Source organism: Xanthomonas boreopolis (assembly GCF_046529185.1).
GTDB classification, from domain to species: domain Bacteria; phylum Pseudomonadota; class Gammaproteobacteria; order Xanthomonadales; family Xanthomonadaceae; genus Pseudomonas_S; species Pseudomonas_S boreopolis.
Window position 1 is genome coordinate 3,288,424 of sequence record NZ_CP097162.1, and the last position, 26,041, is coordinate 3,314,464.

The window sequence follows — 26,041 nt, forward strand, 5'->3', positions numbered from 1 at the left end:
CATGGGACTGCTCGATTTTCTCAAGAGCAAGAAGAACACCGCCGAGACGGCCAAGAACCGCCTGCAGATCATCATCGCGCAGGAGCGCACCCAGCGTGGCGGCCCGGATTACCTGCCGCTGCTGCAGCGCGAACTGCTGGAAGTGATCAAGAAGTACGTCAACATCGATGCCGACGCGGTCAAGGTCGACCTGATCAAGGACGGCGCCAACGACGTGCTCGACATCTCCGTGGCATTGCCGGACGAGCACGACAGCAAGTGAACGCCATGCGCGCCGGCCGCCTCGCGCGGCCGGCGTGGAGCACGCGACGATGACACCCGCCCCTGCCCGGCCCGAGACCTTGGCACCCGACGCACCGGCCGGCGTGCTGTGCGTGGGCCAGATCGACTCCGCCGCTGCCGCCGCGCTGCTGGCGCGCCATGGCCTGGCCCTGCATCGCGTCGCCGATGGCGCGGCGATCCCGGGCAGCTACTGGGGCGAGCCGGAGGCCGGCATCATCGGCAGCAACGTGTACGTGCGCGGCGATACCCCGGTGCACTCGATGCTGCACGAGGCCTGCCACCTGATCGTGCTGCCGCCCGACAGGCGCGCGGCGGTGCATACCGACGCGACCGACTCGGTCGAGGAAGAAGACGCCACCTGCTACCTGCAGATCGTGCTGGCCGACCAGTTGCCCGGCGTGGGCAGCGCGCGGCTGATGGCCGACATGGATGCGTGGGGTTATACGTACCGGCTTGGGTCGACGAGGGCGTGGTTCGAGCAAGATGCCGAGGATGCACGGGCTTGGTTGATCGCGCGAGGATTGCTGCCAAGCTGAGGCCCCGGTTCCGGCGGATCGATCCCGGGCGCGTGGCGACGCGCCAGACGTCCCTGGCGCCTCATCGTTGCCGCGGCGCGGTTCGAGCAAGATGCCGAGGATGCACGCGCCTGGCTGACCGCGCGCGGGCTGTTGCTTTAAGGCCGGGATTCGGGATTCGGGATTCGGGATTGGGGATTTGTAGGAGCGGCGTGAGCCTACGCTCTTGCCAATCCCGAATCCCCAATCACGAATCCCGGCTCTTGGCCAGCGAGCCGCTCATGTCCAGCGTGGCCACGGTGCCCTGCCCGGTCTCCGAGTCCAGTTGCAGCTTCCAGCCCAGGTGCTCGCACAGGCGGCCCAGCAGGTCCAGGCCGATGCCGCTGCCCTGCCGCGGGTCGCCGCGCGCGATCCGGCGGTAGATCGCGGCGATCTCTTCCGGGCTCATGCCGTGCCCGGGATCCTCGATCCGCACCGTCGCCGGCGCCAGCAGGGACACGCGGATCACGCCACGGTCGCTGTTCTCGATGGCGTTGCGCAGCAGATTGCCGATCGCGACCTGCATGATCGCCACCGGCGCGAACAGCTCGCAGCGCGCCAGCTCGACCAGTTGCAGGCCGAGGTCCTTGTCCGCGCACAGGTGGCGATGGTCGTCGAGGATGTCCGGCAGCAGCTCGTCCAGGTTCACGTAGTCGCTGCTCTTCTCCAGTCGCCTGGGGTCCTTCGCCAGCACCAGCAGCAGCGTGACCAGCTGCTCGACCGACTCGGCGGTCTGGCGGATGCGCAGCAACTGGTGGCGCACCGCCGGCGGCGTGTCCGGCTGGTCCAGGGCCAGCTCGCTGGCGCCGCGGATCACCGCGATCGGCGTGCGCAGCTCGTGGCTGGTGCTGTCGATGAAGGCGCGCTCGCGCTCGACGAAGGTGTCGTTGCGTTGCAGGTAGTCGTTGAGCGCCTCTGCGATCACCACCTGCTCGTGGCTGGCGCCCTTCACCACGTCGATGTGCTGGCCGGGCCGGTCCGGGCGCAGCGCGTGGATGCGCTTGGCCATGTCGGCCAGGGGCTGCACCACACGCCCCAGGCCCCAGGCCACGAGGATGCCGAGCAGCACGATCGCGATGATGTTGGAGACCAGCATCCACAACCCCAGGTTGTTCTCGTGCGCCTGCAACTGGGTGATGTCCAGCGCCAGCACCAGCCGCCGGCCGTTGACGTCCTGCACCATCAGCACCTTGTCTCGCCCCTGGTACTCGATGCCGTCGTGGATGCCCGGGCCGAGGCGGGCGAATTCCGGCGGCGCCGGCGAGTCGTCGTCGTCGCCGTACAGCTGCACCGTCTCGGTGTCGGTCCAGTGGTAGTGCGGATCCTCGGCGCTGCGCTGGACGAAGTGGGCCAACTCCGACTTGAGCAGCGAGCGCCAGGTCAGCTGCTCGGCCTGCTCGTTGACGATGAAGCCATGGATGAACACCGCGAGCGAGATCAGCGCGGCGTAGATCACCAGCCACAGCGTGACGCGCGCGCGCAGCCCGCCCAGCCTGGAACGTATCCCGCCCGGCTTCATGGAAGGCGCGCGCCGTCCGGGATGCGGCGCCGCGACGCCAGGCCCCGCGCCGGCGGGGCCCCGCGCTTGCGGTCCAGGGCGCGACGCGGGCTATTCGGCATGCAGGCGTTCCTGGTGCCCGGCGGGGCCGAGCCGGTAGCCGACGCGCGGCAGGGTGTGGATCAGCTTCTCCTCGAACGGGCCATCCACGCTGCGCCGCAGGTCGTAGATGTGGGAGCGCAGCATGTCGCCGTCCGGCGGCTCGTCGCCCCAAAGGGCCTGTTCGAGCTTCTCGCGGGTGACCGCGGCCGGACTGGCCTGCATCAGCACCTGCAGCAGCTTGCGGCAGGCAGGATACAGGTGCAGCGGCTTGCCGGCGCGGCTGGCCTCCAGCGTCGCCAGGTCCAGCTTCAGGTCGCCGACCGTCAGCAGCTTGCTGCGGCCGCGTCCCTGCGCGCGCACCAGCAGCGCTTCCAGCCGGACTTCCAGCTCGGGCAGCGCGAACGGCTTGGTGAGATAGTCGTCGGCGCCGGCGCGGAAGCCGGCGATCTTGTCGGGCAGCTCGTCGCGCGCGGTCAGCATGATCACCGGCAGTTCGGACAGGTGTTCCTCGCGCAGCCGGCGCAGCACTTCCGGGCCGTCCATGCGCGGCATCATCCAGTCCAGCACGATGGCGTCATAGGGCTGCGTGGTGGCCAGGTGCAGGCCGGTGATGCCGTCCGGCGCGGCATCCAGGGTATGGCCGCGCGCCTCGAAATAGTCGAACAGGTTGGCCACCAGATTGCGGTTGTCCTCGATGACGAGCAGCCGCATCGTCGGTCTCCGGGAAAGATGTGGTCGTGCATCGTAGCCGGGCGATGTCGGAAGCGCGTCGAAACGGCAGGTTCCGACAAACTTCCCACGCTCGCCGCGGCATAGTCTGCGCCCGTTTTGCCCGCATTCCAACGTGCAGACTTCCATCACACCCCTGGAGCGGCGGCGGCGTTGGGCCTACCGCGCCGCGCTGCTGGCGATCGTGCTCGCCCTGCTGGCCGGGCTGGGGCTGCGCCAGCCCAACCCGCCGGACGAACCCCGCTTCGTGCTCGCCGCGCGCGCGATGGTGCAGAGCGGGCAGTGGCTGTTGCCGCATCGGGGCAGCGAGTTGTACGCGGAAAAGCCGCCGGTGTTCATGTGGATGCAGGCCGGCACGTTCGAACTGGTGCGCGACTGGCGCGTCGCCTTCCTGCTGCCTTCGCTGCTCGCGGCGCTGGCGACCCTGTGGCTGACCTGGGACCTGGCGCGCCGGCTGTGGAACCGGCGCGTGGCGCGCTACGCGGTGCTGGCGCTGTTCGCCACCTTGCAGTTCGGGGTGCTGGCCAAGCGCGCGCAGATCGACATGGTGCTGGTGGCGATGACCACGCTGTCGCTGTGGGGACTGTTGCGGCACCTGCTGCGCGGCCCCGACTGGCCGGCCTGGGCGCTGGGCGCGTTCGCCGCCGGGCTGGGCACGGTGACCAAGGGCGTGGGTTTCCTGCCGCTGCTGGTGCTGCTGCCGTGGGCGGCCTGGCGCCACCGGCATCGCGCGGACGCGGTGCGTGGCGCATGGCCGGCATGGCTGGGCGCGGTCCCGGCCTTCGTCGCCGGCACGGCGGTGTGGCTGCTGCCATTGGCGATCGCCCTATGGCAGGTTCCCGACCCCAGCCTGCGCGCCTATGCGCACGAATTGCTGTTCAAGCAGACCGGCACGCGCTACACCGCGGCCTGGCACCACGTGCAGCCGGCCTGGTACTACCTGCAGGTGATCGCCACGTTGTGGCTGCCGGGCTGCCTGCTGCTGCCGCAACTGCTGCCGGCCTGGCGGCGGCGCCTGCGGCGCGGCGATCCGCGCCATTGGCTGCTGCTCGGCTGGAGCGTGCTGGTGCTGGCGTTCTTCAGCGCGAGCCCCGGCAAGCGAGAGGTCTACATCTTCCCGATGCTGCCGGCGCTGGCCGTGGCTGCCGCGCCGCTGCTGCCCGGATTGCTGCGCAGGCGCGCGACCCGCTGGGTCCTGGCCGGTTATGTCTGGCTGCTGGCGCTGGCCGCGCTGGCGGTCGGCGCCGGCCTGTGCATGCAGGCCGGATGGGCGATGCGGGGCGCGCTCAAGCGCGCGATCGACCCGGCGGCGATGCAGGTGTTCGGCGCCTGGCTGCTCGCCTTCGCCATCCCTGCCCTGCTGCTCGCGGCCTGGGCGCGGCTGCGACGCGCCGGCGCGCTGGTGGTCGCCGCCACGGCGCTGCTGTGGACGATCCATGGCCTGGGCCTGATGGTGGCGCTCGATCCCTACAGCTCGGCGGCCGGCCTGATGCAGCGCGTGGGCGAGCGCATCGGCCCCGGCGCGGAACTGGGGATGATCGCCTGGCGCGAGCAGAACCTGCTGCAGGCGGACCGGCCGGCGGTGGACTTCGGCTTCAAGCAGCCCTGGGACGTGCAATGGGCACGCGCCGCGGACTGGGTGACACAGGCGCCGCAGCGGCGCTGGCTGTTCGTGCTGCGCGACGCGATGAGCCCCTGCGTGGACCGCGCGCAGGCGATCGACATCGGCGAGTCCAACCGCAATGCCTGGCAACTGGTGCCGGGCAGTGCACTGAAGCCGGGCTGCGTGACGCCCGCGAAAGACCAGGCCGGCGCGGGCGACGACAACGGCAACTGAACCGCCGGGGACGTTGCCTGACGTTAAGCGCCGGGCAACGGTTGTCCGACCGCTTTCCGACAAACCGGCCCGGATCATGCCCGCCATTGCCGGAAACGGCCTTTTGCCCGTTGGCGCCCGATGAACCTGATGCCTGCATCCGCCACGGATGCCTTCCCCGTTCTCCGTCCGTACAGCCGCTTCGTCGCCACCCACCTGTGGATTCCGCTGGCGGCGGTGCTGGCGCTGAGCGCGCTGCTGATGGCGGGCGGCGTCGACCAGTGGCTGGCCACGCAGATCTATCACGCCGAAGGCGGGCACTGGCTGCTCAAGGACCATTGGTTCACCGCCAAGCTCGTGCATCGCGGCGGCAAGCAGGCCAGCACCGCCGCGGCGCTGGCGCTGTTGGTCTTCGGCCTGTATGCGCGGCGCTCGCCGCGCTGGAACGCCTGGTCGCGCCCGGCGTTGTACGTGGTGCTGGCGGTGGGGCTTTCGACCGCGGCGGTATCGTTGCTGAAGGGAGCCACGCACATGGACTGCCCGTGGGACCTGGCCAGCTACGGCGGCACCCATGCCTTCTACGGGCTGTTCGAATCGCGCCAGGGCGTTCCGGCCTCGGGCTGCTTCCCGGCCGGGCATGCCAGCGGCGGCTATGCCTGGGTCGCGCTGTACTTCGCCGCGCTGGCGGTCCGCCCGCGCTGGCGCAAGGCCGGGCTGGCGATCGGTCTCGGCGCCGGGTTGCTGTTCGGCGTTTCCCAGCAACTGCGCGGCGCGCACTTCCTCTCCCACGACCTGTGGGCCCTGGCGGTCTGCTGGGGCGTGTCGCTCGGCTTGTACCTGTGGCTGTTGCGCCCGCGGGCGCGCAGCGCCGCGGCCGGCGCGGCGGGAGAAACCGCATGAGCCTCTCGTTGCCCCGCAGCGGCGTGCTCTCGCGCCTGCGCGCGCTCGACTGGACGCACCGGCCCGAAGTGTCGGTGGAAACGCTGGTGCTGGGCAGCAGCGTGTTCTTCGCGCTCGCCTGCAACCGCATGTTCTGGCATGCGTCGCTCGCGACGCATCCCGGCGACATCGGCTTCGCCGCGTCGCTGTTCTTCCTGCTGGTCTCCGTGCACGCGCTGCTGTTCGGCCTGCTGGTGTGGCGCTGGAACGCCAAGCCGCTGCTGACGCTGCTGTTCGTCACCACCGCGTTCGCCACGCACTACATGAACAGCTACAGCGTCTACCTGGACGCGGACATGCTGCGCAACGTGCTCAACACCGACCACAAGGAATCGCGCGAGCTGCTCACGCCCGCGCTGCTGTGGCCATTGCTGTTCTACGCGGCGCTCCCGATCGCCGTGCTGTGGCGGGTGCGGCTGCGCCGCCGCAGCTGGAGCCGCGCGCTCGGCGTGCGCCTGCTGTTCCTGGCGGCCATCGCGGCGGTCGGCGCCGCCGGTTCGATGCTGTCGTTCCAGGGCCTGTCGGCGTTGATGCGCAACCATCGCGAGGTGCGCTACCTGGCCACGCCGGTCAACTACCTGGTCGCGCTCAAGCAGGACCTCAAGACCGACTCGCCGATCAAGCACAAGCCGAAGCTGCCGATCGAGCACGACGCGATGGCGACCCCGCGCGCGCCGGGCAGCCGCCCGCGCCTGCTGCTGATCGTGCTGGGCGAGACCATGCGCGCGCAGAACTGGGGCCTCAACGGCTATGCGCGCCAGACCACCCCCGAGTTGGCGCAGACCGGGGTGATCAACTTCCCCGACATGCACTCGTGCGGCACCAGCACGGAGGTCTCGGTGCCGTGCATGTTCTCGCCGTTCGGCCGCCACGATTACGACGAAGCGAAGATCCGCGCCCACCAGTCGTTCCTGCACGTGCTCGAACACGCCGGCATCGCCACGCTGTGGCGCGACAACCAGTCCGGCTGCAAGGGCGTGTGCGAAGGCCTGCAGATCCAGCAGCTCGACGACGCGAAGAAGCCCGGGCTGTGCAAGGACGGGCGCTGCATGGACGAGATCCTGCTCGACGACCTCGCCGCGCAGGTGCGCGCCAGGCCGGGCGACCGCGTGGTGGTGCTGCACCAGCTCGGCAGCCACGGCCCGGCCTACTTCCAGCGCTACCCGGCGCAGTTCCGGCGCTTCGCGCCGACCTGCGACACCGCCGAGCTGGGCAACTGCAGCCGCGAGCAGATCGTCAACACCTACGACAACACGGTCCTGTACACCGACCATTTCCTGGACCGCGCGATCGGCACGCTGCGCGCCCTGCCCGACTACGACACCGCCATGATCTACCTCTCCGACCACGGCGAGTCGCTCGGCGAGAAAGGCCTCTACCTGCATGGGGTGCCCTACGCGATCGCGCCGGCCGAGCAGACCCGCGTGCCCATGGTGATGTGGTTTTCGCCGGAATTCGCGCAGGACCGCGGGCTCGACCTGAAGTGCCTGCGCCAGCGCGCGAACGGGCGCGCCGACCAGGACAACCTGTTCCCCTCGGTGCTGGGCCTGATGCAGGTGAGGACCTCCGTCTACGATCGCTCGCGCGACCTGTTCGCCGGCTGCGCGCAGTGAATCTCCGGCGGGCGCGCTCGCCCTCGTAAACCCGATATCCGTAGGAACGGCTTTTTTGTGGGAGCGGCTTCAGCCGCGACGGAGCTTTCTCATTTGAACCTCGGCACATGAATGTGCAGGCTGTTGCAGAAGGATCTGCATGAAAGCCCCATCGCGGCTGAAGCTGCTCCCACAGAAGGCCGCTCCTCGGGCGCTTATCCGCCCTTCGCCTGCGGCCCCTGCCTTGCCAGTGCCATCCCGGGCCTCTAGCCTTCGCCGGTCGCACTCACGCAAAGGGACCCCTCGTGAACCATCGCCCCCTGCTGCTGGCCATCGCCGTGGCCGCCGGCCTGCTGTCGCTGTCGGCCTGCCGCAAGACGCCCAGCCCGGAACAGGAAAAGCCCGCCGCCCGGGCCGAGAACGGCGAGACCGCCGACCAGTTCGTCGCGCGCATCAACCAGGAGTACAAGGCCGCCTATCCGGAACTCAGCTCCGCGCAGTGGCTGTCCTCGACCTACATCAACGTGGACTCGCAGCGGGTGGCGGCCAAGGCCAACGAGCGCGCCCTGACCCAGCTCAACGCATGGATCGAGCAGGCCAAGCGCTACGAGGGCAAGCCGATGTCCGAGGACACCGCGCGCGCGCTCAAGCTGCTGAAGCTGATGACCGCGATGCCGGCCCCGCGCGATCCGGCCAAGCTCGCCGAGCTGACCACGATCGCGGCGCGGATGGAAGGCGACTACGGCGCCGGCACCTACTGCAAGGGCGAAGGCGAGGCACGCCAATGCCGCCAGCTCGGCGAGCTGGAGCGGGTGCTGGCCAGCAGCCGCGACTACGACGAGCAACTGGATGCCTGGCGGGGCTGGCACGGCGTCGCCGCGCCGATCCGCAAGGACTACCAGCGCTTCGTCGAGCTGGCCAACGAGGGCGCGCGCGAAATGGGCTTCGCCGACGTCGGCGAGATGTGGCGCAGCGGCTACGACATGCCGCCCGCGCAGATCGCCGCCGAGACCGACCGGCTGTGGGACCAGGTCAAGCCGCTGTACGAGCAACTGCAGTGCTACGCGCGCGGCAAGCTCGACAAGGAATACGGAGCCGACAAGGGCGAACTGCCCGGCGGCCTGCTGCCCGCCCACCTGATGGGCAACATGTGGCAGCAGGACTGGTCCAATCTGTGGGACCTGCTGCAACCGTATCCGGGCGCCGGCGATCTGGACATCACCGCCACCCTCGAGAAGCAGTACCAGACCCAGCTCAGCGCGCAGCTGGCCAAGGCGCAGGGCGACACCGAGGCGCGCTTCAAGGCCGAGCGCGAAGCGCAGCTGCGCACCGCCAGGCAGATGACCGAGCGCGCCCAGGACTTCTACACCTCGCTCGGCATGCCCGCGCTGCCGGAGACCTACTGGCAGCGCTCGCAGTTCATCAAGCCGCTGGACCGCGACGTGGTCTGCCACGCCAGCGCCTGGGACCTCAACATGGGCGGCGACGGCTCGAAGGAGAACGGCCCGGACGTGCGCACCAAGATGTGCATCAAGCCGACCGAGGAAGACTTCACCACCATCTACCACGAGCTCGGCCACATCTATTACGACCTGGCCTACAACCCGCTGCCGCCATTGTTCCAGGGCGGCGCCAACGACGGTTTCCACGAAGCTATCGGCGACACCATCGTGCTGGCGATGACGCCCGGCTACCTGCACTCGATCGGCCTGGTCGGCGAGCAGCAGCGCAGCCGCGAGGCGCTGATCAACGCGCAGATGCGCATGGCGCTGAGCAAGGTGGCGTTCCTGCCGTTCGGCCTGATGATCGACCGCTGGCGCTGGGGCGTGTTCGACGGTTCGATCGCGCCCGAGCGCTACAACCAGGCCTGGTGGGAGCTGAAGGCGAAATACCAGGGCGTGGCGCCGGCGACGCCGCGCGGCGAGGAGTTCTTCGACCCGGGCGCCAAGTACCACGTGCCGGGCAACACGCCGTACACGCGCTATTTCCTCTCGCACATCCTGCAATTCCAGTTCTACAAGGGCCTGTGCCAGGCCGCCGGCTACACCGGCCCGCTGTACGACTGCAGCTTCTACGGCAACAAGGAAGCCGGGCAGAAGTTCTGGACCATGCTCCAGCGCGGCGCCAGCCAGCCCTGGCAGGCCACGCTCAAGGAACTGACCGGCAACGACAAGCTCGACGCCGCCCCGATGCTGGAGTACTTCGCGCCGATGCAGGAATGGCTCAAGCAGCAGAACGAAGGGCGGATGTGCGGATGGCAGGCGCCGCAGGCGGCGGCCGGCAAGCCATAGCGGCGACGGCAACGGTCGTCCGCGATTGTGCCCGGGATGGGCGACATCGCCGCGCGAGGCGGCGCCCATCCCTCGTCCTTCACGCCTGCCCACCTTCGCTGCCCCGTGGTTTTCCTGCTTGCAGTGCAGGATCCCCGAGCACCTTGCTCTCGCGATGGGAGAAAGGGATTGCCGGCCGGCCAGAAGCCTCGGCAGTTCCCTTTGGGACCGGACTCCTTCCACGAGAGGCAATGCCCGCCAGGCATCCGCGCGCCCCTTTCGTGCGCTGGCAGGCGCCCTAGCGCGGAATGACCTGTCTCAACGCACTGCAGATGGAGGTGGCCAACGCCTCCTGCTGCCTGATCCCGAAATGCACGGACGTATCGAAATGCCCTGACCACATGATCCTTCGCAAGGAGGCATCCACGATCCGGACCGAAGTCCGGATGCGCTCGGCATCGATACGCAGGCTGCTCTCGATGCAGTGCGGCGCCCTCACTTGCCTGCTGCCCCCCCTGCCCCCCCTGCCCCTCGCTGGCGTCCCGCGGGCGGGTTCGGGCAAGTCCGGCATCATCAGCACACCGCCGAAATCCCGGAACAACTGATTCAACAACTCCTCGTAGAGCCCGCAAGCGAAGGCGCGCCCCTCCCTGCGCGGCTCGATGCAGTGGATCGGTTGCACCACCAGGCAGTCCTGCCGCTCATCCTCGGCTTCCGCTTGCCCGGTCCGGCGTATCACGGGCATGTAACGTCCCAGCGGGATGCTGATCTCGATCCCGCTCGCATCCCGTGACCGCGCGTAGTAACTCTCCAGACGCTGGCGCAGGCGACCCACCTGAACCCTGACCACGGGATCTTCCGTTGGCATATAGGCCGCAGGATCGCGATCGAAAACCGCGATGCCGATGGCGTACTCGCTGGTGTTCCTGTCGTTGCCCGACAGGGCCTGCTCCACGAGGAAGCGCAGCAGGCGCCGCATCCGGTTGGCCCTGGCGAATTGCTCGCTGGCGAGAATGGCTTCGCAGGCGAACCGCACTCGGTCCTGGTCGATCGCTTCGACTTCCCTTTCCACGTGCCCCCCTGATACATCCCGGATACGTCGCCGCGGCACGGCGCCGGCTTGCCGCATGCGCCATCGGACGAAGGAATATCAAGACCGGCTCAAGTCGTGCGTCACGCGTCGATCACGCCGGCGAGTCCATGGCGGCCGGTGCCGCCATTGCAGCGCGATTATCGCCACATGACCGGCGCGAAACTGGAACGGACCTAGCAAGCAGAATCCACAGCAGGTCCCAAATCCGGCTGGATCGGCTGTTACCGCAACCCGCCCGGCAAGGTAACCGTAACGATACTTGTCCGGCGCGAAAACCGCGGACTAGGCTGGACCCGTACAGCGAAGCAACACCACGCGGAACGTCTTCCAACGGGGCAAATCATGTCCGACCTGCCAGCCGACGTCATCCAGGCGATCGCCATCTCCAATGCCAAGTCCATCGGCGAGCAGCCCGCCGTGCTGGCGAACCTCGCGCTCGCCCAGCAAATCTTCAATCAGAACCTGCAGCAACAGATCAGCCTGAGCCAGCAGCAGGCGATGAACCAGGTCCAGATGGCGGCGGCGGCCAAGTGCGTGGCGCTGATCGAAACCGCTGGCGGGTGCAAGAACCAGGGCACCATCGACAAGATGGTGCTGGACATGGAAAGGATCTTCAACGAAATGAACTCGCTCAGGAATCCGCCTCATTCGGGCATTCCATAGCCCCAAGCATGTCGATCCATCCGGCGCTTAGGATCCGGCTGGAGACATCCTCCCCCTCGTTGGGGGCGCGGCAGGAAAGCCGCATCGTGATCGGCACCAGGCCTTCCGGATTTCCGCCTGCCCCGGGAATGGCATCGCATGCGCCGCGAACCGCACGCATCGAATCCAGGTACGCGGGCCAAGCGCCTCGCCGTTGGCCAATGTCGATGAGCAATACGTCGATCCAAATCCACTTCAACCAGGAGAAGCACCATGCCTTTGCATGAAGACGTCGTGAGCGCCGTCGCGATCGGCAACCTGAAATCGATCGCGGAACAGCCCGCCATGATCTCCAATCTGGCGTTTTCCAACCTCACTGCCAACACCGATCTGGCCCAGAAGAACGCCGTGTCCAACCAGCAGGCGATGAACGGGCTGGGCCTGTCCATCGTCGCCAAGGCGGCCAACACCGTGAGCAATCTCGGCCCGCTGGAAGCGCGCTCGGCGGTCGACATCCTGACAAACGACGAACTGGCCCAGACCATCGCAGACCTCAAGGCGACGGTTCAGGCGTTCGCCAGCCGTTGAGCCCGGGTCGTCCCGACCCGCTCTGAACCGGAGAGCGCATCATGCTTCACGATGAAGTATTAGAGGCGGTTGCCATCGGCAACTTGAAGTCGATCGCGGAACAGCCCGCCATGGTCTCGAACCTGGCGTTTTCCAACCTCACTGCCAACACCGATCTGGCCCAGAAGAGCGCCGTGTCCAACCAGCAGGCGATGAACGGGCTGGGCCTGTCCATCGTCGCCAAGGCGTCCAACACGGTGAGCAATCTCGGCCCGCTGGAAGCGCGGTCCGAGGTGGACGTCCTGACCAACAACGGCGTGGCCCAGGCCATCGCCGACCTCAAGTCGGCGATCGAAGCCTTCGCGGGTCCACAAGGTGGGGACGGGCCGGTGGTCTGGAGCAAGGTGGTGAAAGCGCTGCTGAAGCTGGGCGTGTACCTGGACGAGGCCGGTCACCTGATCGTCCCGAAGGGCGTACCTGTGATCCGGATTCCCGGCAATTTCACCAGAGAGGACGTACGCGTCAGAGCCGACCAGAACGGTCTCGTCATCGAGATCAAGGCGTCCTGATCGCAACGCGGCAACAAAGGTGAGGCAGCCGGCAGGCCGCCTCACCTCTTCCAGGAGCAATCGACATGGGGACCATCGAGATCGAGATCGAGATCGAGGCGGGAAGCGGCGCCGGCAGCGCAGGCGTCGACATTCCGGCGATCGCGCTGACAGGCTTGCTCGAGGCGCAGCAGCCGGCTTCGCTCGTCAACCTGGCCTATTCCAACCTCGTTGCCAGCACCAGCCTTTCCCGGCAGAACGCCACCGCCAACCAGCAGGCCATGAACGGGCTCGCTCCGCCGATCGTCGCCCAGGCGGCCAATGGCGCAAGCCAACCCGGGCCGCTGCAGGCGCGTTCGGCGGTCGGTGTCCTGGCCGACAACGGGCTGGCGCATGCCATTGCCGACCTGAGAGCCGTCTTCGCCGCACTGGCGTCGCCCGACGATATCGCATCGCCATGACGGCCGCCGAGGACGCCTCCGCGCCCGCGCCGTCGATGGAAGCCTACAACCGCGGGCTGTTGGCGCAGATCGAGGACCGGATCATGCAAGGACTGCGCGCTTCCATGCGGACCGCCGAGTACTGCGTGGTCCGCAACGCCACGACCGGCGTGTGCGCGGTCGTGGCCTCCAGCACCACCGGCGAGGACCCGCATCGCGTGTTCGGGCCAGCCGAATTCGCGGAGTGCCTGCACTACATCAATACCACCGTGGTTACGCGCATGGCGGAACAACCGGAGCGGCATCGCCGCCATCACGCTTCACGTCGCCCGCAACCGGATCCACCGTCTCCCTGCAACGCTCCGGAGAGGAACCAGGAATGAGCCAGCCTGAAACGATCAAGCAACTCGCCAAGATCACCCAGGACATCGCCGACTCGATGACCAAGGTCGCCGTCAACGTCGCGATGCTCGGCGTGCAAGGCGACGCCGACGAGCAGATGCGCACCATCACCGAGGAGAACAACAAGGTGCTCGATCGCATCCGCCAGCTCTACAACCTGCCGGCGCCGCCCCCATGAGCGCGAGCGGACGGATCGTCGATATGCCGCTGGCCGCGGCCAATGCCTTGAATGCCAGCGCCCTGCCCAATGCGGAAGCGGCGTATCGCCTGATGATGCAGATCCTGCAGGACGGCCAGCAACCGCTGATCTTCGGCTCGCTCGCGCTCAGCGCCGCGGCGATCACGGAAGGGCTGGCCAGCTATGCCGCGACCATGGCGCTGTCGCCTGGCTCCGGGGGGGACCGTGGCGACGGCGAATGAACCACGCCCGCTGCCGGCGCGGATCGTGGTGGCGGCGTTCCAGGACGCAGGGCCCACCCAGGGCGACGCCGGCGACGGCGAGGGCGATTTCTTCCTCGTCCAGGCCGCCAGTCCCGACGTCCGCCTGGCCGCACCCGACCAGGACTGGCTGCAGTTGCAGTCACCGGTTTCCCTCGCCCCCACCCTCAGCCGGATAGGCTTCAGCGCCGTCGACAACGCCGGAGCCGCACGTAGCGCCTCCGTTCCTCTGGAGGTATGCGGCAGGTCCTATCGCGTGGAGTTCGTGCAACAGTCCGGCGAGCTGGTGCAGATGCAACTGGCACGGACGCTCAATTCGCCGCTCAACCTCGATTGCCTGATCGCCGTCTGCTACGTCGCCGGCCTTATCGAGAAGCTGTCGCCGCCGCTCGAGGTGATCGCCCTGTCGATCGCGATCCTGGCGATCGTCGCTCTGGCCTTGACCGTCGCGATCGCACGGCACGCCTTCGTGCGCGTCCCCGAACCCAGGCCGCAGTCCGTGGATACAGGCGGCGTTCCCATCGTCGTCGTACCCGGCTTCCCGTCGCCCGCGCTTCCTCTCAAGTCCTTGCGCGCCGAGGACCAGACCATCGCCCTGCAGGCGGCCAGGGCGGTCTATCGCTTGATGCAACAGCTGGAGGAATGACCGCCGCCATTCCCGCGGGCTCGTCCCCGCATTGCCCAACGCCGATACCACACTCCAGGAGGATCACGATGAACGCGAAGAATCCGTCGATGGACGACATCGAGTACACCTCGCTGTTGCCCCTGAGCTACATGGTGCCCACGTTTTATCCCACGCTGCCGGGCGTGCCGCAGGCGGTCGGCGGCGCGCCCCAGGTCCGGCTTGCCGATCCCGATCTGCAGGCCCGGGCGCAGCGCCTGATCAACGTGCTCTACCTGGCCGCCACCGAGTTCAAGGACCTGGACGGCATGAACGATCCCGAGGCGCTGAAGGTCTTCATCGCGCCGGAGTTCTACTTCCGCAAGGCCTCCGAGCAGGAGGCGGAACAGGGGCGATTCCTGCGCAGCACGAGCTTCGGCTCCTATCCCGAGAGCGCGCGCTTCGTGCTGGCCGAGGCGCTCCACGAAGCCATCCATCAATCGCCCCTGTTCAAGGATTGGGTCGTCGTCGCGGGAACCATCTGTTCCCAGCTCCCCCGCAACCCACCGCACAGGCTCAACCTGCTCAACACCGCATTGATGCTGCGCGGCCGGCGCGGCGCGATGGACGCCAGCATGCCCTACATGCTCATGGAGAAGCACTACATCTCCAACATCGATGGCCCGCCCCAGAACTGGCATGCCAATCTCGATCCCACGACCACCTACAGCTTCCGCCTCAACCCGGACCAGGAACTGGACAACCTGATCTTCTGGGACGGGATGGCCGTGGGCCTGGAAGTCTGCCTCGACCACAGCATGCAGGTGGTGGCCAACGCGATGAACGTGATGAACCAATCGCTGGGCACCACGCCCAACGCCCTGGACCTGCAATTGGTCACGTCCTGCGGCATGTCCATCGTCAACCAGGCGGTGGCGGTCTCCGATGGGTCTCTGGTGATGCTGACCGACGGCATGTCGCATTACCTCGACCGCCTTCCCGAGCCGGTCTTCCAGATCGGGCGCTACGATGCGGCGGCGGGCCGGGTCGACCAGTTGGACACCCGGAACTTCGAGTTCCTCGAACTGCCGAGGACGCAGGACTACCAAGTGGAATACTTCGGCGGCCGATACAACCGGCTGGGGCGACGCCAGGGTGTCTGGCGCGGCGAAGCACTGCCCCTCTCGCGAGGATAGGAATGGCGCACCGCGCGAGAAAGCCCGGCAGGTCCGGCGACCGCCCCTGCAACGAGGCCCAGGACGAAGCTCGGATGCCGCCGCAGGAAACGCGGCGCGGCGGCATCCGCTCCGCTCAGAGGTAACCGCGCTCCCACGGGCCTTCGATCGCGAAGGTGATGCCCGGCGTCTGCAGGTTGACGAACAGGGTCCGCCCTTCCGGGCTCCAGCAGGCGCCGCAGAATTCGCTCTCGCGGTAATCGCCCTCGCCGATCGCCTTGCCGGCGCCGGCGATCTGGGTGGAGGTGAGTTCGACGTTGTTCTTCAGCAGGTGGAAGGCCTGCCCGGTGCGGGTCAGGCCGACCAGGCGCGTGCCCGGCCCGTACCGGTCCGGGCTGCCCGAAGGCGCCGCGTCCGGATCCTCGCAGAGCACCGCGCCGCCGCGCGGGCTCACGGTGATGTTGTCCGGATTGTGCGCGGCCAGCTGGTTGCCGCTGACGAACAGCGCGCGCAACCGCTGGCTCGCCAGGTCGAGCACCCACACCGCGCCGTAGCCGCGGCCGCGGCGCCCGTTGCCGTCGATGCCGGTGCTGGTGTCCACGATGAAGACCCGCCCATCGGCGTAGAAGATGCCCTCGCCCCGGCTCATGCGCAGCCCGCCTTCGCTCCAGGCTTGCGCGAAGGGGCCGCTGAGGGTGCTGCCGGGATCGACGTCGGGGAAATCGCCGGGAGCGGCGACGGTGTCCAGGTCCGGATCGGGGATGTCGAACCATTCCAGCTGGTATTCGTCGCCGATCCCGGCCACGACCAGGTCGGCATTGCGCCGCCCGCGCACGCGCGCCGCCTGCAGGCGCCCGCCGTTCTCCAGCGCGCCGGCGCGGCGCGAGCGATCGTGCGGAATGAAGCGGTACAGGCCGGCCTTGTTGCGGTCGTCCTCGGTGAGATAGATGTAGCCCGTGCGCGGGTCCACCGCGACCGCCTCGTGGCTGAAGCGGCCCATGTCCACCAGCGGCCGGCCCGTGGTGCGCCCGGCGTCCGGGTGCACCTCGAACACGTAGCCGTGCCGGCGCCCGGTCGAGGACTGGGCGTCGGTCTTGATTTCCTCGCAGCTGAGCCAGGTGCCCCAGGGCGTGCGTCCGCCCGCGCAGTTGACCAGCGTGCCGGCCAGGCTGGCCTCGGCGCCGAGCCATTCGCCGTTGCGGAAGCGCAGCGTGGTGGTGCCGCCGCCGGCGCGCGCGCCGTTGGCGTCAAGCGTGCCGGTGTCGTAGGTGCCGGGCGCGCGGAACGGCGCCTGGTCGGTGCCGATTTCATGATTGCGGATCAGCACCAGCTCCGGACCGCGGCCGCGGCCGCCGTGGCCTTCGCGCTCGCCGCGCAGCATCACCGCCATGCCGTCGTGGCGCGAGGGCACCGCCTGGCCATCCGCCATGCGGTCGCCGGTCCAGGCGAAGGAGCTGTAGCTGAAACCCGGCGGCAACAGCAGCAACGGCAACCCGGTGCTGCGATCGAGCGCCGGCGCGAGATCGCCGTACGGGCTGGGAATCGGCTCGAGCCGGGTCCTGGGATCGGCCGCGGCCTGCGCCTGGCGGGAATACAGCGCACCGAGGCTGGCGATGGTGCCCATGGCCATGGCGGCGGCCCCTTGCTTGAGCACCTGGCGACGAGAGCGACTGAACGTGTTCATGCGCGACTCCTGGCTGGGATGCTTCCAAGCTAGGAGCGCGCGATAACGGCCGTATGACAGCAGGCGGACGGAGCGGCCGCCCGGGCCGGCTCAGCTGGCGCGGGACGCCTCGCTGCGCATCTGCGCCGAGAGCTGCCGCTTGAACTGCTCGAACTCCATGCCCAGCGCCTTCGCCTCGGCGTGCGCGGCATCCTTCAGCGCGTCGGAATAGGCCAGCCGCACCGGCGTGCCCTGCCGCTCGTGCAGCTCGCCGGCCTGCATGATCAGCGCCAGCACCTGCGCGGCGCTCTCCGACTCGCCGGCGATGCGGCCGTCCATGCCCAGCACCCACAGGCCATCGCGGCGCACGATGCCGGCCAGCAGCTTGCGGCTCTGGTCGCGCAGCTCGGCATGCGGCTCGATCGGCGAAGCCGGTACCGCGTTGGCCTCGGCCTGGCGGCGGGCCCGTTCGACCTGCTTCTTGCGCGCCTCGCGGCGCGCCTTGGATCCGATCGACATTCGATGTTCCTCGAAGAAAACGTGGATTCAACCCTGCCCGGCCGACGCGGCCATGCGCGCCTCGCGCAGCTGGCGCCGGCACACCCGCCGGTCCCAGCGCCAGAATAGCCAGCCGCTCAGGAAGAAGCCCGCCGCGCCCAGCGCCAGGTGCACCGGCTTGTCGCTCAGCAGCGGCGAGAGCACGCCGGCGACCACGGTGTTGACCATCAGCTGGGTGAACGCCTGCAGCGACGAGGCCAGGCCGCGCTGGGCCGGGTACATGTCCAGCACCGCCAGCGACAGGATCGGGAAGATCAGCGCCATGCCCAGGCCGCCGACGAAGATCGGCAGCACCGCCCAGGGCAGCGCGATCTGTTCCACCGCGAAGTTGTAGCCGAGGTTGCCCAGCGCCGACAGGCCGCAGCAGATGAAGCCGATGCGCACCTGGCTGCGCGCATGCAGCTTGCCGGCCATGCGCCCGGACAGGAACGCGCCCAGGGTCAGGCCGCCGATGGTGGGCAGGAACAGCCAGGCGAAATCGCCCTCGCCCAGGTGCAGGTGCTGCATCACGAACACCGGCGCGGAGGCGATGTAGAGGAAGATGCCGGCGAAGTTCAGCGCGCCCGCCGCCGCCAGCCGCTGGAAGCGCGGATTGAAGCCGATCGTCAGGTAGTCGCGCAGCAACGGCCCCGGCTTCAGTCCGCGCCGCGCCTGCACCGGATGGGTTTCGGGCAGCCATGCCAGGGTCGCCAGCAGCAGCAGGCCCGAGAACGCGACCAGGAACCAGAAGATCAGCGGCCAGCCCGCGCCGACCGCGAGCAGCCAGCCGCCGATGATCGGCGCGATCGCCGGGGCGATGCCGAAGATCATCGACACCTGGCTCATCAGCCGCTGCGCGTCGTGGCCCTCGTACAGGTCGCGGATCACCGCGCGGCCGACGATCATGCCCACGCCGGCCGAGACGCCCTGCAGGGCGCGGAACGCCAGCAGCGTGCCGAGGTCGCGCGCCAGCGCGCAGCCGGCCGAGGCGGCGATGAACATCACCAGCCCGCCGACGATCACCCGCTTGCGGCCCCACGCGTCCGACAGCGGCCCGTGCACCACGCTCATCAGGCCGTAGAACAGCAGGTAGACGCTGATGGTCTGCTGGATCGCCACCTGGTCAACGCCCAGCCGGTGCCCGAGCTGCGGGAACGCGGGGAAGATCATGTCGATCGAGAACGGGCCGAACATCGCCAACCCGGCGAGCAGCAGTGCCAGGCGGTGGGTGGAGGGCGTGGATGCGGTCATGCCGGGGTCCGGGAACAGGCGTCGGAGGACGCATTCAGGCACCGGCCCCGAGCGGGGGCGGTGCCTGCGGAGAAAAAAGGATGGCGCACATGATAGCCCGGCCGTCCCGCCTGCCGCTGAACGCGCCGTCACGCGGCCGTGCCGGGGCGGGCAAACCGCTATAATCGCCCCGCTACATGGTGGGAGAAGCGGCCACCGCCGCTGCCGAAGGCGCAACGCCCGTAATCGCTCAGGCCCGATACCACCCGCAACAAAACTCTGGAGAGACCGGTTAGATCCGGCGCCGAAGGGGCACCAGACGCAGGCAGGCCACGCCGCGCCGCGTCTCCAAACTCTCAGGCAAAAGGACAGAGGGGCACGACCGGAAGCCTGCATGCCTCCGTTCGTCGTTCCCGCGGGAGCGGGAACCCAGGGGCGCGTCGCGCGCGAAAAGCGACGTCCATGGATTCCCGCCTGCGCGGGAGCGGCGACCGGAAGCGGGGCCTTCGCGTTCCCCTCTGCCCTGACGGAAACTTCTCCATGTCCAAGCCTTCCCTGCGCGATCTCGAACACCACGACGCCTTCGTCTCGCGCCACATCGGCCCCAACGACACCGAGATCGCGCAGATGCTGCGCGTGGTCGGCCACGATTCGCTGGACGCGCTGACCGACGCGATCGTCCCCGGCCGGATCAAGTCGCCGGCCCCGCTGGCGCTGCCGGAAAGCATGACCGAGGAGGAAGCGCTGGCGAAGATCCGCGCGATCGCCAACCGCAACACGGTCTTCCGCAGCTTCATCGGCCAGGGCTACTACGGCACCCATACGCCGAAGGTGATCCTGCGCAACGTGCTGGAGAACCCGGCCTGGTACACCGCCTACACCCCGTACCAGGCGGAGATCTCGCAGGGCCGCATGGAGGCGCTGATCAACTTCCAGACGCTGTGCGCCGACCTGACCGGCATGGAGATCGCCAACGCCTCGCTGCTGGACGAGGCCACCGCCGCCGCCGAAGCGATGACGCTGGCCAAGCGCTCGGCCAAGTCCAAGTCGAACCTGTTCTTCGTGCACGACGCGGTGCATCCGCAGACCCTGGAGCTGCTGCGCACCCGCGCCGAGCCGCTGGGCATCGAGCTGCGCGTGGGCACGCCCGAGGAGGCGCTGGAGGCCGACGCCTTCGGCGTGCTGCTGCAGTACCCGGACACCTTCGGCCGCATCGGCGACCACAAGGCGCTGGCCGAGGCCGTGCACGCGCGCGGCGGCCTGGTCGCGGTGGCGACCGACCTGCTGGCGCTGACCCTGATCGCCGCGCCCGGCGAATGGGGCGCGGACATCGTGGTCGGCAACAGCCAGCGCTTCGGCGTGCCGTTCGGCTTCGGCGGCCCGCACGCCGCCTTCATGGCCTGCCGCGACGCCTACAAGCGCTCGATGCCCGGCCGCCTGATCGGCGTATCCATCGACGCCCAGGGCAATCCCGCCTACCGCCTGACCCTGCAGACCCGCGAGCAGCACATCCGCCGCGAGAAGGCCACCTCCAACATCTGCACGGCGCAGGTGCTGCTGGCGGTGATGGCCTCGATGTACGCCGTCTACCACGGCCCGGACGGGCTCAAGCGCATCGCCACGCGCGTGCACCGCTACACCGCGATCCTGGCCGCCGCGCTGCGCAGCGCCGGGCTGCAGCTCAACGACGCCTTCTTCGACACCCTCACCGTCGAAGGCGTGGACGCCGAGGAAATCCATACCTACGCCAGCCACGCGCGCATCAACCTGCGCAAGATCGATGGCCGCCGCGTCGGCATCAGCCTGGACGAGACCGCCACGCGCCAGGACGTGGTCGCCCTGGCCAAGCTGTTCGGCGTGCAGATCGACGACATCGAGGCGCTCGACGCGGAAACGCCCGACGCGCTGCCGGCCGGCCTGCGGCGCACCAGCGCGTTCCTGACCCATCCGGTGTTCAACACTCACCACAGCGAGCACGAGCTGCTGCGCTACCTGCGCTCGCTGGCCGACAAGGACCTGGCGATGGACCGCACGATGATCCCGCTGGGCTCGTGCACCATGAAGCTCAACGCCACCGCCGAGATGATCCCGGTGACCTGGCCGGAGTTCGCCAACATCCACCCGCTGGCCCCGGCCGCGCAATGGGCCGGCTATCGCCAGCTGATCGACGAGCTGGAAGCGATGCTGGTGGAATGCACCGGCTACGACGCGGTCAGCCTGCAGCCCAATTCCGGCGCGCAGGGCGAATACGCCGGCCTGCTGGCGATCCGCGCCTACCACCGCTCGCGCGGCGAGGGCCACCGCGACATCTGCCTGATCCCGGAATCGGCGCACGGCACCAATCCCGCCTCGGCGCAGATGTGCGGCATGAAGGTCGTGGTCACCAAGTGCGACGCCAACGGCAACGTCGACGTCGAGGACATCCGCCGCAACGCCGAGAAGTACAGCGACCGCCTGGCCGCGATCATGATGACCTACCCGTCCACGCACGGCGTGTTCGAGGAGGACGTCGTGGAGATCTGCGAGATCATCCACGCCCACGGCGGCCAGGTGTACACCGACGGCGCCAACATGAACGCGCTGGTCGGCGTGGCCAAGCCCGGCAAGTGGGGCTCGGACGTCTCGCACCTCAACCTGCACAAGACCTTCTGCATCCCGCATGGCGGCGGCGGCCCGGGCGTGGGCCCGTGCGCGGTGAAGTCGCACCTCGCCCCCTTCCTGCCCAAGGTGTTGGGCGGCGAAGGCGAAGTCGGCATGGTGTCGGCGGCGAGCTTCGGTTCGGCCTCGATCCTGCCGATCAGCTGGATGTACATCACCCTGATGGGCACCGCCGGCCTGCGCAAGGCCACCCAGGTCGCGCTGCTCAACGCCAACTACGTCGCCAGGCGCCTGGCGCCGCACTACAAGACGCTGTACACCGGCCGCAACGGCCTGGTCGCGCACGAGTGCATCCTGGACGTGCGCCCGCTGGAGAAGACCAGCGGCGTCGGCGCCGAGGACATCGCCAAGCGCCTGATCGATTTCGGCTTCCATGCGCCGACGCTGAGCTTCCCGGTCGCCGGCACCTTGATGGTGGAGCCGACCGAGAGCGAATCGCAGCACGAGCTGGACCGCTTCATCGACGCGATGATCCAGATCCGGCAGGAGATCGCCGCGATCGAGGACGGCCGCCTGGACCGCGAGGACAACCCGCTCAAGCACGCCCCGCACACCGCCACGGCGGTGTCCGCCAGCGAGTGGGCCCACGCCTATCCGCGCGAGCTGGCCGCCTTCCCGCTGCCTTCGCTCAAGCAGGCCAAGTACTGGCCGCCGGTGGCGCGCGTGGACAACGTCTACGGCGACAAGAACGTGATGTGCGCGTGCATCCCGGTGGATGCGTACAAGGACGATGCCGTGGAGGCGTGAGCCTCCCGTACCCGGCAGGACGACGGCCCGCTTTGCGGGCCGTTGTCGTTTGGGGCGGAGTCTCCGCTATCGGCGTTTCGTGGGAGCGACTCTGGATGGCCTCGGGCCATCCAGAGTCGCTCCCACATGGGGACACGGGGCGGTGGGGACGGGCTACTTCAACTGGAGCGCATGCCCGAACCTGGCCCCGTCCACCTGCTCCACCAGCTTCGCGTTGGCCAGCGCGCGGTACTCGCTCGGGGTCATGCCGGTGGCGGCCTTGAACTGCCGCGTGAAGGCGCTCTGGTCGCTGAAGCCGCAGGCATGGCCGATCTCGGTCACGCTCTGCTTGCCGTGCAGCAGGTGCATCGCCATCTGCAGGCGCAGCTTGGCCAGCACCTGCTGCGGCGTGAGCTGGAACACGCGCCGGAACGAGCGCTGCAGCTTCGACATCGAGAAACCGGTGATCTCCACCAGCGTCTGCATGCGCACGTTCTGCGCGTAGTTCACGTGCAGGTACGCCAGCGCCAGGCGCAATTTCTCGTACTGCGCGTCGTGGCCGTCCTGCGGATCCAGGTCGCGCGAGATGCCGATGATGCCCTGCACCTCGCCATCGACCCGCAGCGGGCGCTTGCAGGTCAGGCACCATCCCGGCTCGCCGTTGGCGAACAGGTGCAGCTCCAGCACGTTGTCGATGGTCTCGCCGGCCAGCACTCGCTCGTCCTGGTTGGCGTAGCTGGCGCTCAGCCCGCTCGGGTAGACCTCCACCACGCGCTTGCCGATCAACTCCTTTCGCGACTTCAGCCCCAGCCGGCGCAGCATCGTCTGGTTGACGTGCGTATAGCGCCCTTCGCGGTCCTTGACGAAGAACAGCACGTCGGGCACCGCGTCGAACAGCGCTTCGAGATCGGCGGGATCGATGCTTTTCATTTCGGGGCTCGGGGCTCGGGGCTCGGGGCTCGGGACTCGGGACTCGGGACTCGGGACTCGGGACTCGGGACTCGGGACTCGGGAAAAGCATCTTTGCCTGGGTCCGGCTGTCAAGCGATCCGATGCTTTTTTGCAGGTTTTTGGCTTTCTGGCTTTCTGTAGGAGGGACTTCGGTCCCGACAGCTGGCCAGTAAAGCCCTGTCGGGACTGAAGTCCCTCTCACAACAGCACGCGATCCGAAGCAGGCTTGTCGCTTCGCCGAGCCCCGAGTCCCCAAGCCCGAGTCCCGGCTTCCCCGGCACAGCCCGTCGAGGCTGAAGCCTCTCCTACAACGACACTCGACCGGAACCAGGCTCGTCGCTTTTCCCAGCCTCGGGTCCCAGCCTCCAACTCAATCCCCGATATGTTGCTTCAACCACGCATTGACCGTGTCGTGCCACAGGATGCTGTTCTGCGGCTTGAGCACCCAGTGGTTCTCGTCCGGGAAGTACAGGAACTTCGACTCGATGCCCTTGCGCTGCGCGGCGGTGAACGCGGCCAGGCCCTGCTCGACCGGGATGCGGAAATCCTGCTGGCCGTGGATCACCAGGATCGGCACCTTCCACTTGTCCACGTGCAGCACCGGGTTGAACTTCTCGTAGCCGGCCGGGTTCTGCCACGGCGTGCCGCCGTTCTCCCACTCGCTGAACCACAGCTCCTCGGTGCTGTAGCCCATCATGCGGTTGTCGAACACGCCGTCGTGGTCGACCAGGCACTTCCACGGCTGGTTCCAGTTGCCGGCGATCCAGTAGGTCATGTAGCCGCCGTAGCTCGCGCCGAGCGCGCAGGCCTTGTCGCCGTTGAGGAAGCCGTACTGCTGTTGCGCCGCGGTCCAGCCCTTCTGCAGGTCTTCCAGCGGGCGGTCGCCCCAGTGCTGGCTGATCGCGTCGGTGAATGCCTGGCCGTAGCCGGTCGAGCCGTGGAAATCGATCATCACCACCGCATAGCCCTGGCCGGCGTAGGTCTGCGGGTTCCAGCGATAGCTCCAGCCGTTGCCGAAGCTGCCCTGCGGGCCGCCGTGGATCAGGAACGCCACCGGGTACTTCTTGCCCGGCTCGTAGTTGTACGGCTTGACCACGTAGCCGTGCACGGTCTCGTCGTTCCAGCCCTTGAAGCTGAACTGCTCGAAGTCGCCGAACTGCACGTCCGGCAGCTTCTCGGCCGCGCTCGGCGTGATCTCGCGCAAGCCCTTGGCATCGCCGTCGGCGACGAGGATCTGGTCGCCGCTCTTGAGCGAGTTGCGGGTGAAGGCCAGGGTCGAGCCGGCCAGCACCGGCGAGCCCACGCTGCCGCCGGCGACCAGCTTCTCGACCTTGCCGGAGGCGATGTCGATGCGGAACAGCGGGTGCTCGCCCATGTCGTCGGCGCTGGTGTAGATCGAGCGGCCGTCGGGGGACAGCACGATTTCGCCGGCCGAGCGGTCCCAGTCCGGCGCGATCTCGCGGGTCTTGCCGCTGCCCAGGTCCATGACCATCAATCCGAAGCGGTCGGCCTCGAAGCCCGGGCGCTTCATCGCGCGGTAGTACAGGCTCCTGCCGTCCGCGCTGAACACCGGGCCGGCATCCCAGGCCAGGTTGGTCCTGGTCAGGTTGACCGGCGAGGTGCGGCCGTTGGCGTCGAGCCGGTACAGGTCGAAGTTGGTCGACCACGGCTCGGCGCGGCCTTCCACGCGGATGCTGGCGACGACCGAGGTGCCGTCGGGCGACCAGGCGTAGTCGTCGTTGCCGCCGAACGGCTTGGACGGCGCATCGCCGGGAATGCCGGCGCTGATCGCGGTGGCCTCGGTGATCGGCTTGGCCTTGGCGGGCAGGTCGGCCACGAACAGGGTGTTGCGGCGGCCGTCGTTCCAGGCGTCCCAGTGGCGCACGAACAACGAATCGAACACCTTGCCGGACGCCTTGGAGGCCGCGCTCTCGTCGACCTTCTTCTTGGTGCAGGCCAGGTCGGAACCGCAATCCTGGAACACGCCGGCGCTGAACACGATGCGCTCGCCGTTGGGCGAGAGCTTGAAGCTGTCCACGTCGACCGCGAAGTCGGTCAATTGGCGCGGCTTGCCGCCGGTGGACGAGACCGCATAGAGCTGCTGGCTGCCGGACTGGGCGCTCAGGAAGTACACCGTCTGGCCGTCGGCGGAGAACGCGGGCGAATTGACGTTCCAGCCGTCCGGCGTCAGCTGCTTGGGCGGCGCCAGGTCGCGCGTGCGCAGGTCGCGCACCCACAGGCTGGTGCTGGCCTTGGTCAGCTCCGGGTTCATCTGGCGCTTGGCGAAGACCAGCACGTCGCCGTTCGGGCTCAGCGTCGGCGAGGACACGCGATCGAGGGCGACCAGGTCGCGCACCTCGAAACCGCGCGCACTGGCCAGGACGGGCAGCGCGGCCAGCAGGGCCAGGGGCAGCAAGGCAGTACGAAGCTTCATCGGGGTCTCCCGGAACGGCAAAACGCCGATGGTAGAGGCCGGCCCGGCCACGGCGCAAAGGACTGAAGTCATGCCCGGCCCGCCTATGGGAGCGGCTTTCGTGGGCCTTCCAAGCGCGAAGGGCGGCCCACGGCCGCCCTTCGCATGCTCA

General features: G+C 68.4%; 24 protein-coding genes and 1 riboswitch. Of the genes, 16 read left to right on the forward strand and 8 right to left on the reverse strand.

Annotated elements, in window-relative coordinates; translation table 11 throughout:
• Position 1 precedes the first annotated feature (1 nt).
• Positions 2-262, forward strand: a complete 261-nt coding sequence (gene minE, locus M3M27_RS14775) for a cell division topological specificity factor MinE (RefSeq protein ID WP_140723006.1) — start codon at positions 2-4, stop codon at positions 260-262.
• Between the two features lie 49 nt (positions 263-311).
• Positions 312-818 carry a hypothetical protein gene (locus M3M27_RS14780; RefSeq protein ID WP_434026116.1) on the forward strand — a complete coding sequence of 169 codons (507 nt, stop codon included), beginning with the start codon at positions 312-314 and terminating at the stop codon, positions 816-818.
• Positions 819-1,044: 226 nt separating this feature from the next.
• Here M3M27_RS14780 and M3M27_RS14785 read toward each other — a convergent pair whose 3' ends face one another.
• The gene (locus M3M27_RS14785; protein ID WP_434026117.1) at positions 1,045-2,355 is read right to left on the reverse strand and encodes a sensor histidine kinase; all 1,311 of its coding nucleotides are present in this window, start codon (positions 2,353-2,355) and stop codon (positions 1,045-1,047) included.
• A gap of 90 nt (positions 2,356-2,445) precedes the next feature.
• A complete protein-coding gene (locus tag M3M27_RS14790; RefSeq protein ID WP_019399447.1) occupies positions 2,446-3,147 on the reverse strand; it encodes a response regulator transcription factor in 702 nt (233 codons plus the stop codon).
• 133 nt (positions 3,148-3,280) lie between these two features.
• On the opposite strand from M3M27_RS14790, the gene M3M27_RS14795 reads away from it, so the two are divergent.
• The 4 genes from M3M27_RS14795 (at position 3,281) to M3M27_RS14810 (ending at position 9,803) form a co-directional block, all read left to right on the forward strand.
• Positions 3,281-5,002, forward strand: coding sequence for an ArnT family glycosyltransferase (locus tag M3M27_RS14795; protein WP_434026118.1), 1,722 nt, complete (start codon positions 3,281-3,283; stop codon positions 5,000-5,002).
• A gap of 120 nt (positions 5,003-5,122) precedes the next feature.
• Entirely contained in the window at positions 5,123-5,881 is a 759-nt protein-coding gene (locus tag M3M27_RS14800; protein WP_019399445.1) for a phosphatase PAP2 family protein, read from the forward strand.
• The gene (locus tag M3M27_RS14805; RefSeq protein ID WP_434026119.1) at positions 5,878-7,533 is read left to right on the forward strand and encodes a phosphoethanolamine transferase; all 1,656 of its coding nucleotides are present in this window, start codon (positions 5,878-5,880) and stop codon (positions 7,531-7,533) included. Before M3M27_RS14800 ends, M3M27_RS14805 begins: the two co-directional genes overlap by 4 nt.
• 284 nt (positions 7,534-7,817) lie before the next feature.
• The gene (locus M3M27_RS14810; protein ID WP_434026120.1) at positions 7,818-9,803 is read left to right on the forward strand and encodes a M2 family metallopeptidase; all 1,986 of its coding nucleotides are present in this window, start codon (positions 7,818-7,820) and stop codon (positions 9,801-9,803) included.
• A gap of 277 nt (positions 9,804-10,080) precedes the next feature.
• On the opposite strand, the gene M3M27_RS14815 is transcribed toward M3M27_RS14810, so the two are convergent.
• A complete protein-coding gene (locus M3M27_RS14815; RefSeq protein WP_434026121.1) occupies positions 10,081-10,854 on the reverse strand; it encodes a hypothetical protein in 774 nt (257 codons plus the stop codon).
• A 363-nt stretch (positions 10,855-11,217) separates the two neighbouring features.
• Here M3M27_RS14815 and M3M27_RS14820 point away from each other — a divergent pair, with 363 nt between their 5' ends.
• From M3M27_RS14820 to M3M27_RS14860, 9 genes are all read left to right on the forward strand, one after another.
• Positions 11,218-11,538 (forward strand): FAD-binding monooxygenase, encoded by a 321-nt coding sequence (locus M3M27_RS14820; protein WP_140723029.1) that lies wholly within the window; start codon positions 11,218-11,220, stop codon positions 11,536-11,538.
• A 252-nt stretch (positions 11,539-11,790) separates the two neighbouring features.
• Complete coding sequence (locus tag M3M27_RS14825; RefSeq protein ID WP_140723032.1) at positions 11,791-12,105, forward strand: R body protein; 315 nt, start codon at positions 11,791-11,793, stop codon at positions 12,103-12,105.
• A gap of 41 nt (positions 12,106-12,146) precedes the next feature.
• Positions 12,147-12,653 carry a hypothetical protein gene (locus tag M3M27_RS14830; RefSeq protein WP_434026122.1) on the forward strand — a complete coding sequence of 169 codons (507 nt, stop codon included), beginning with the start codon at positions 12,147-12,149 and terminating at the stop codon, positions 12,651-12,653.
• Positions 12,654-12,718: 65 nt separating this feature from the next.
• Positions 12,719-13,093 carry a hypothetical protein gene (locus M3M27_RS14835; RefSeq protein ID WP_434026123.1) on the forward strand — a complete coding sequence of 125 codons (375 nt, stop codon included), beginning with the start codon at positions 12,719-12,721 and terminating at the stop codon, positions 13,091-13,093.
• Positions 13,090-13,455, forward strand: coding sequence for a hypothetical protein (locus tag M3M27_RS14840; protein WP_434026124.1), 366 nt, complete (start codon positions 13,090-13,092; stop codon positions 13,453-13,455). The genes M3M27_RS14835 and M3M27_RS14840 overlap by 4 nt, the downstream gene beginning before the upstream one ends.
• Positions 13,452-13,652: a Ras family protein gene (locus M3M27_RS14845; RefSeq protein WP_140723041.1), complete on the forward strand. Its 201-nt coding sequence runs from the start codon at positions 13,452-13,454 to the stop codon at positions 13,650-13,652. Before M3M27_RS14840 ends, M3M27_RS14845 begins: the two co-directional genes overlap by 4 nt.
• 23 nt (positions 13,653-13,675) lie before the next feature.
• Positions 13,676-13,894, forward strand: a complete 219-nt coding sequence (locus M3M27_RS14850) for a hypothetical protein (protein ID WP_434026125.1) — start codon at positions 13,676-13,678, stop codon at positions 13,892-13,894.
• Entirely contained in the window at positions 13,878-14,558 is a 681-nt protein-coding gene (locus tag M3M27_RS14855; protein WP_434026126.1) for a hypothetical protein, read from the forward strand. Before M3M27_RS14850 ends, M3M27_RS14855 begins: the two co-directional genes overlap by 17 nt.
• A gap of 68 nt (positions 14,559-14,626) precedes the next feature.
• Complete coding sequence (locus M3M27_RS14860; protein ID WP_140723047.1) at positions 14,627-15,712, forward strand: hypothetical protein; 1,086 nt, start codon at positions 14,627-14,629, stop codon at positions 15,710-15,712.
• 115 nt (positions 15,713-15,827) lie between these two features.
• Here M3M27_RS14860 and M3M27_RS14865 read toward each other — a convergent pair whose 3' ends face one another.
• The 3 genes from M3M27_RS14865 to M3M27_RS14875 form a co-directional block, all read right to left on the reverse strand.
• The gene (locus M3M27_RS14865) at positions 15,828-17,375 is read right to left on the reverse strand and encodes an alkaline phosphatase PhoX (protein ID WP_434026127.1); all 1,548 of its coding nucleotides are present in this window, start codon (positions 17,373-17,375) and stop codon (positions 15,828-15,830) included.
• A 90-nt stretch (positions 17,376-17,465) separates the two neighbouring features.
• Positions 17,466-17,873: a hypothetical protein gene (locus tag M3M27_RS14870; RefSeq protein ID WP_140723054.1), complete on the reverse strand. Its 408-nt coding sequence runs from the start codon at positions 17,871-17,873 to the stop codon at positions 17,466-17,468.
• Positions 17,874-17,900: 27 nt separating this feature from the next.
• Positions 17,901-19,142, reverse strand: a complete 1,242-nt coding sequence (locus M3M27_RS14875; RefSeq protein ID WP_140723057.1) for a multidrug effflux MFS transporter — start codon at positions 19,140-19,142, stop codon at positions 17,901-17,903.
• A 248-nt stretch (positions 19,143-19,390) separates the two neighbouring features.
• A riboswitch (glycine riboswitch) is annotated at positions 19,391-19,503 on the forward strand.
• Positions 19,504-19,661: 158 nt separating this feature from the next.
• On the opposite strand from M3M27_RS14875, the gene gcvP reads away from it, so the two are divergent.
• Complete coding sequence (gcvP, locus tag M3M27_RS14880; protein WP_434026128.1) at positions 19,662-22,526, forward strand: aminomethyl-transferring glycine dehydrogenase; 2,865 nt, start codon at positions 19,662-19,664, stop codon at positions 22,524-22,526.
• Between the two features lie 153 nt (positions 22,527-22,679).
• On the opposite strand, the gene M3M27_RS14885 is transcribed toward gcvP, so the two are convergent.
• On the reverse strand, positions 22,680-23,435 hold the full coding sequence (locus M3M27_RS14885) for an AraC family transcriptional regulator (RefSeq protein ID WP_140723063.1): 756 nt from the start codon (positions 23,433-23,435) through the stop codon (positions 22,680-22,682).
• 391 nt (positions 23,436-23,826) lie between these two features.
• Entirely contained in the window at positions 23,827-25,890 is a 2,064-nt protein-coding gene (locus M3M27_RS14890) for a prolyl oligopeptidase family serine peptidase (RefSeq protein WP_434026129.1), read from the reverse strand.
• Positions 25,891-26,041 lie beyond the last annotated feature (151 nt).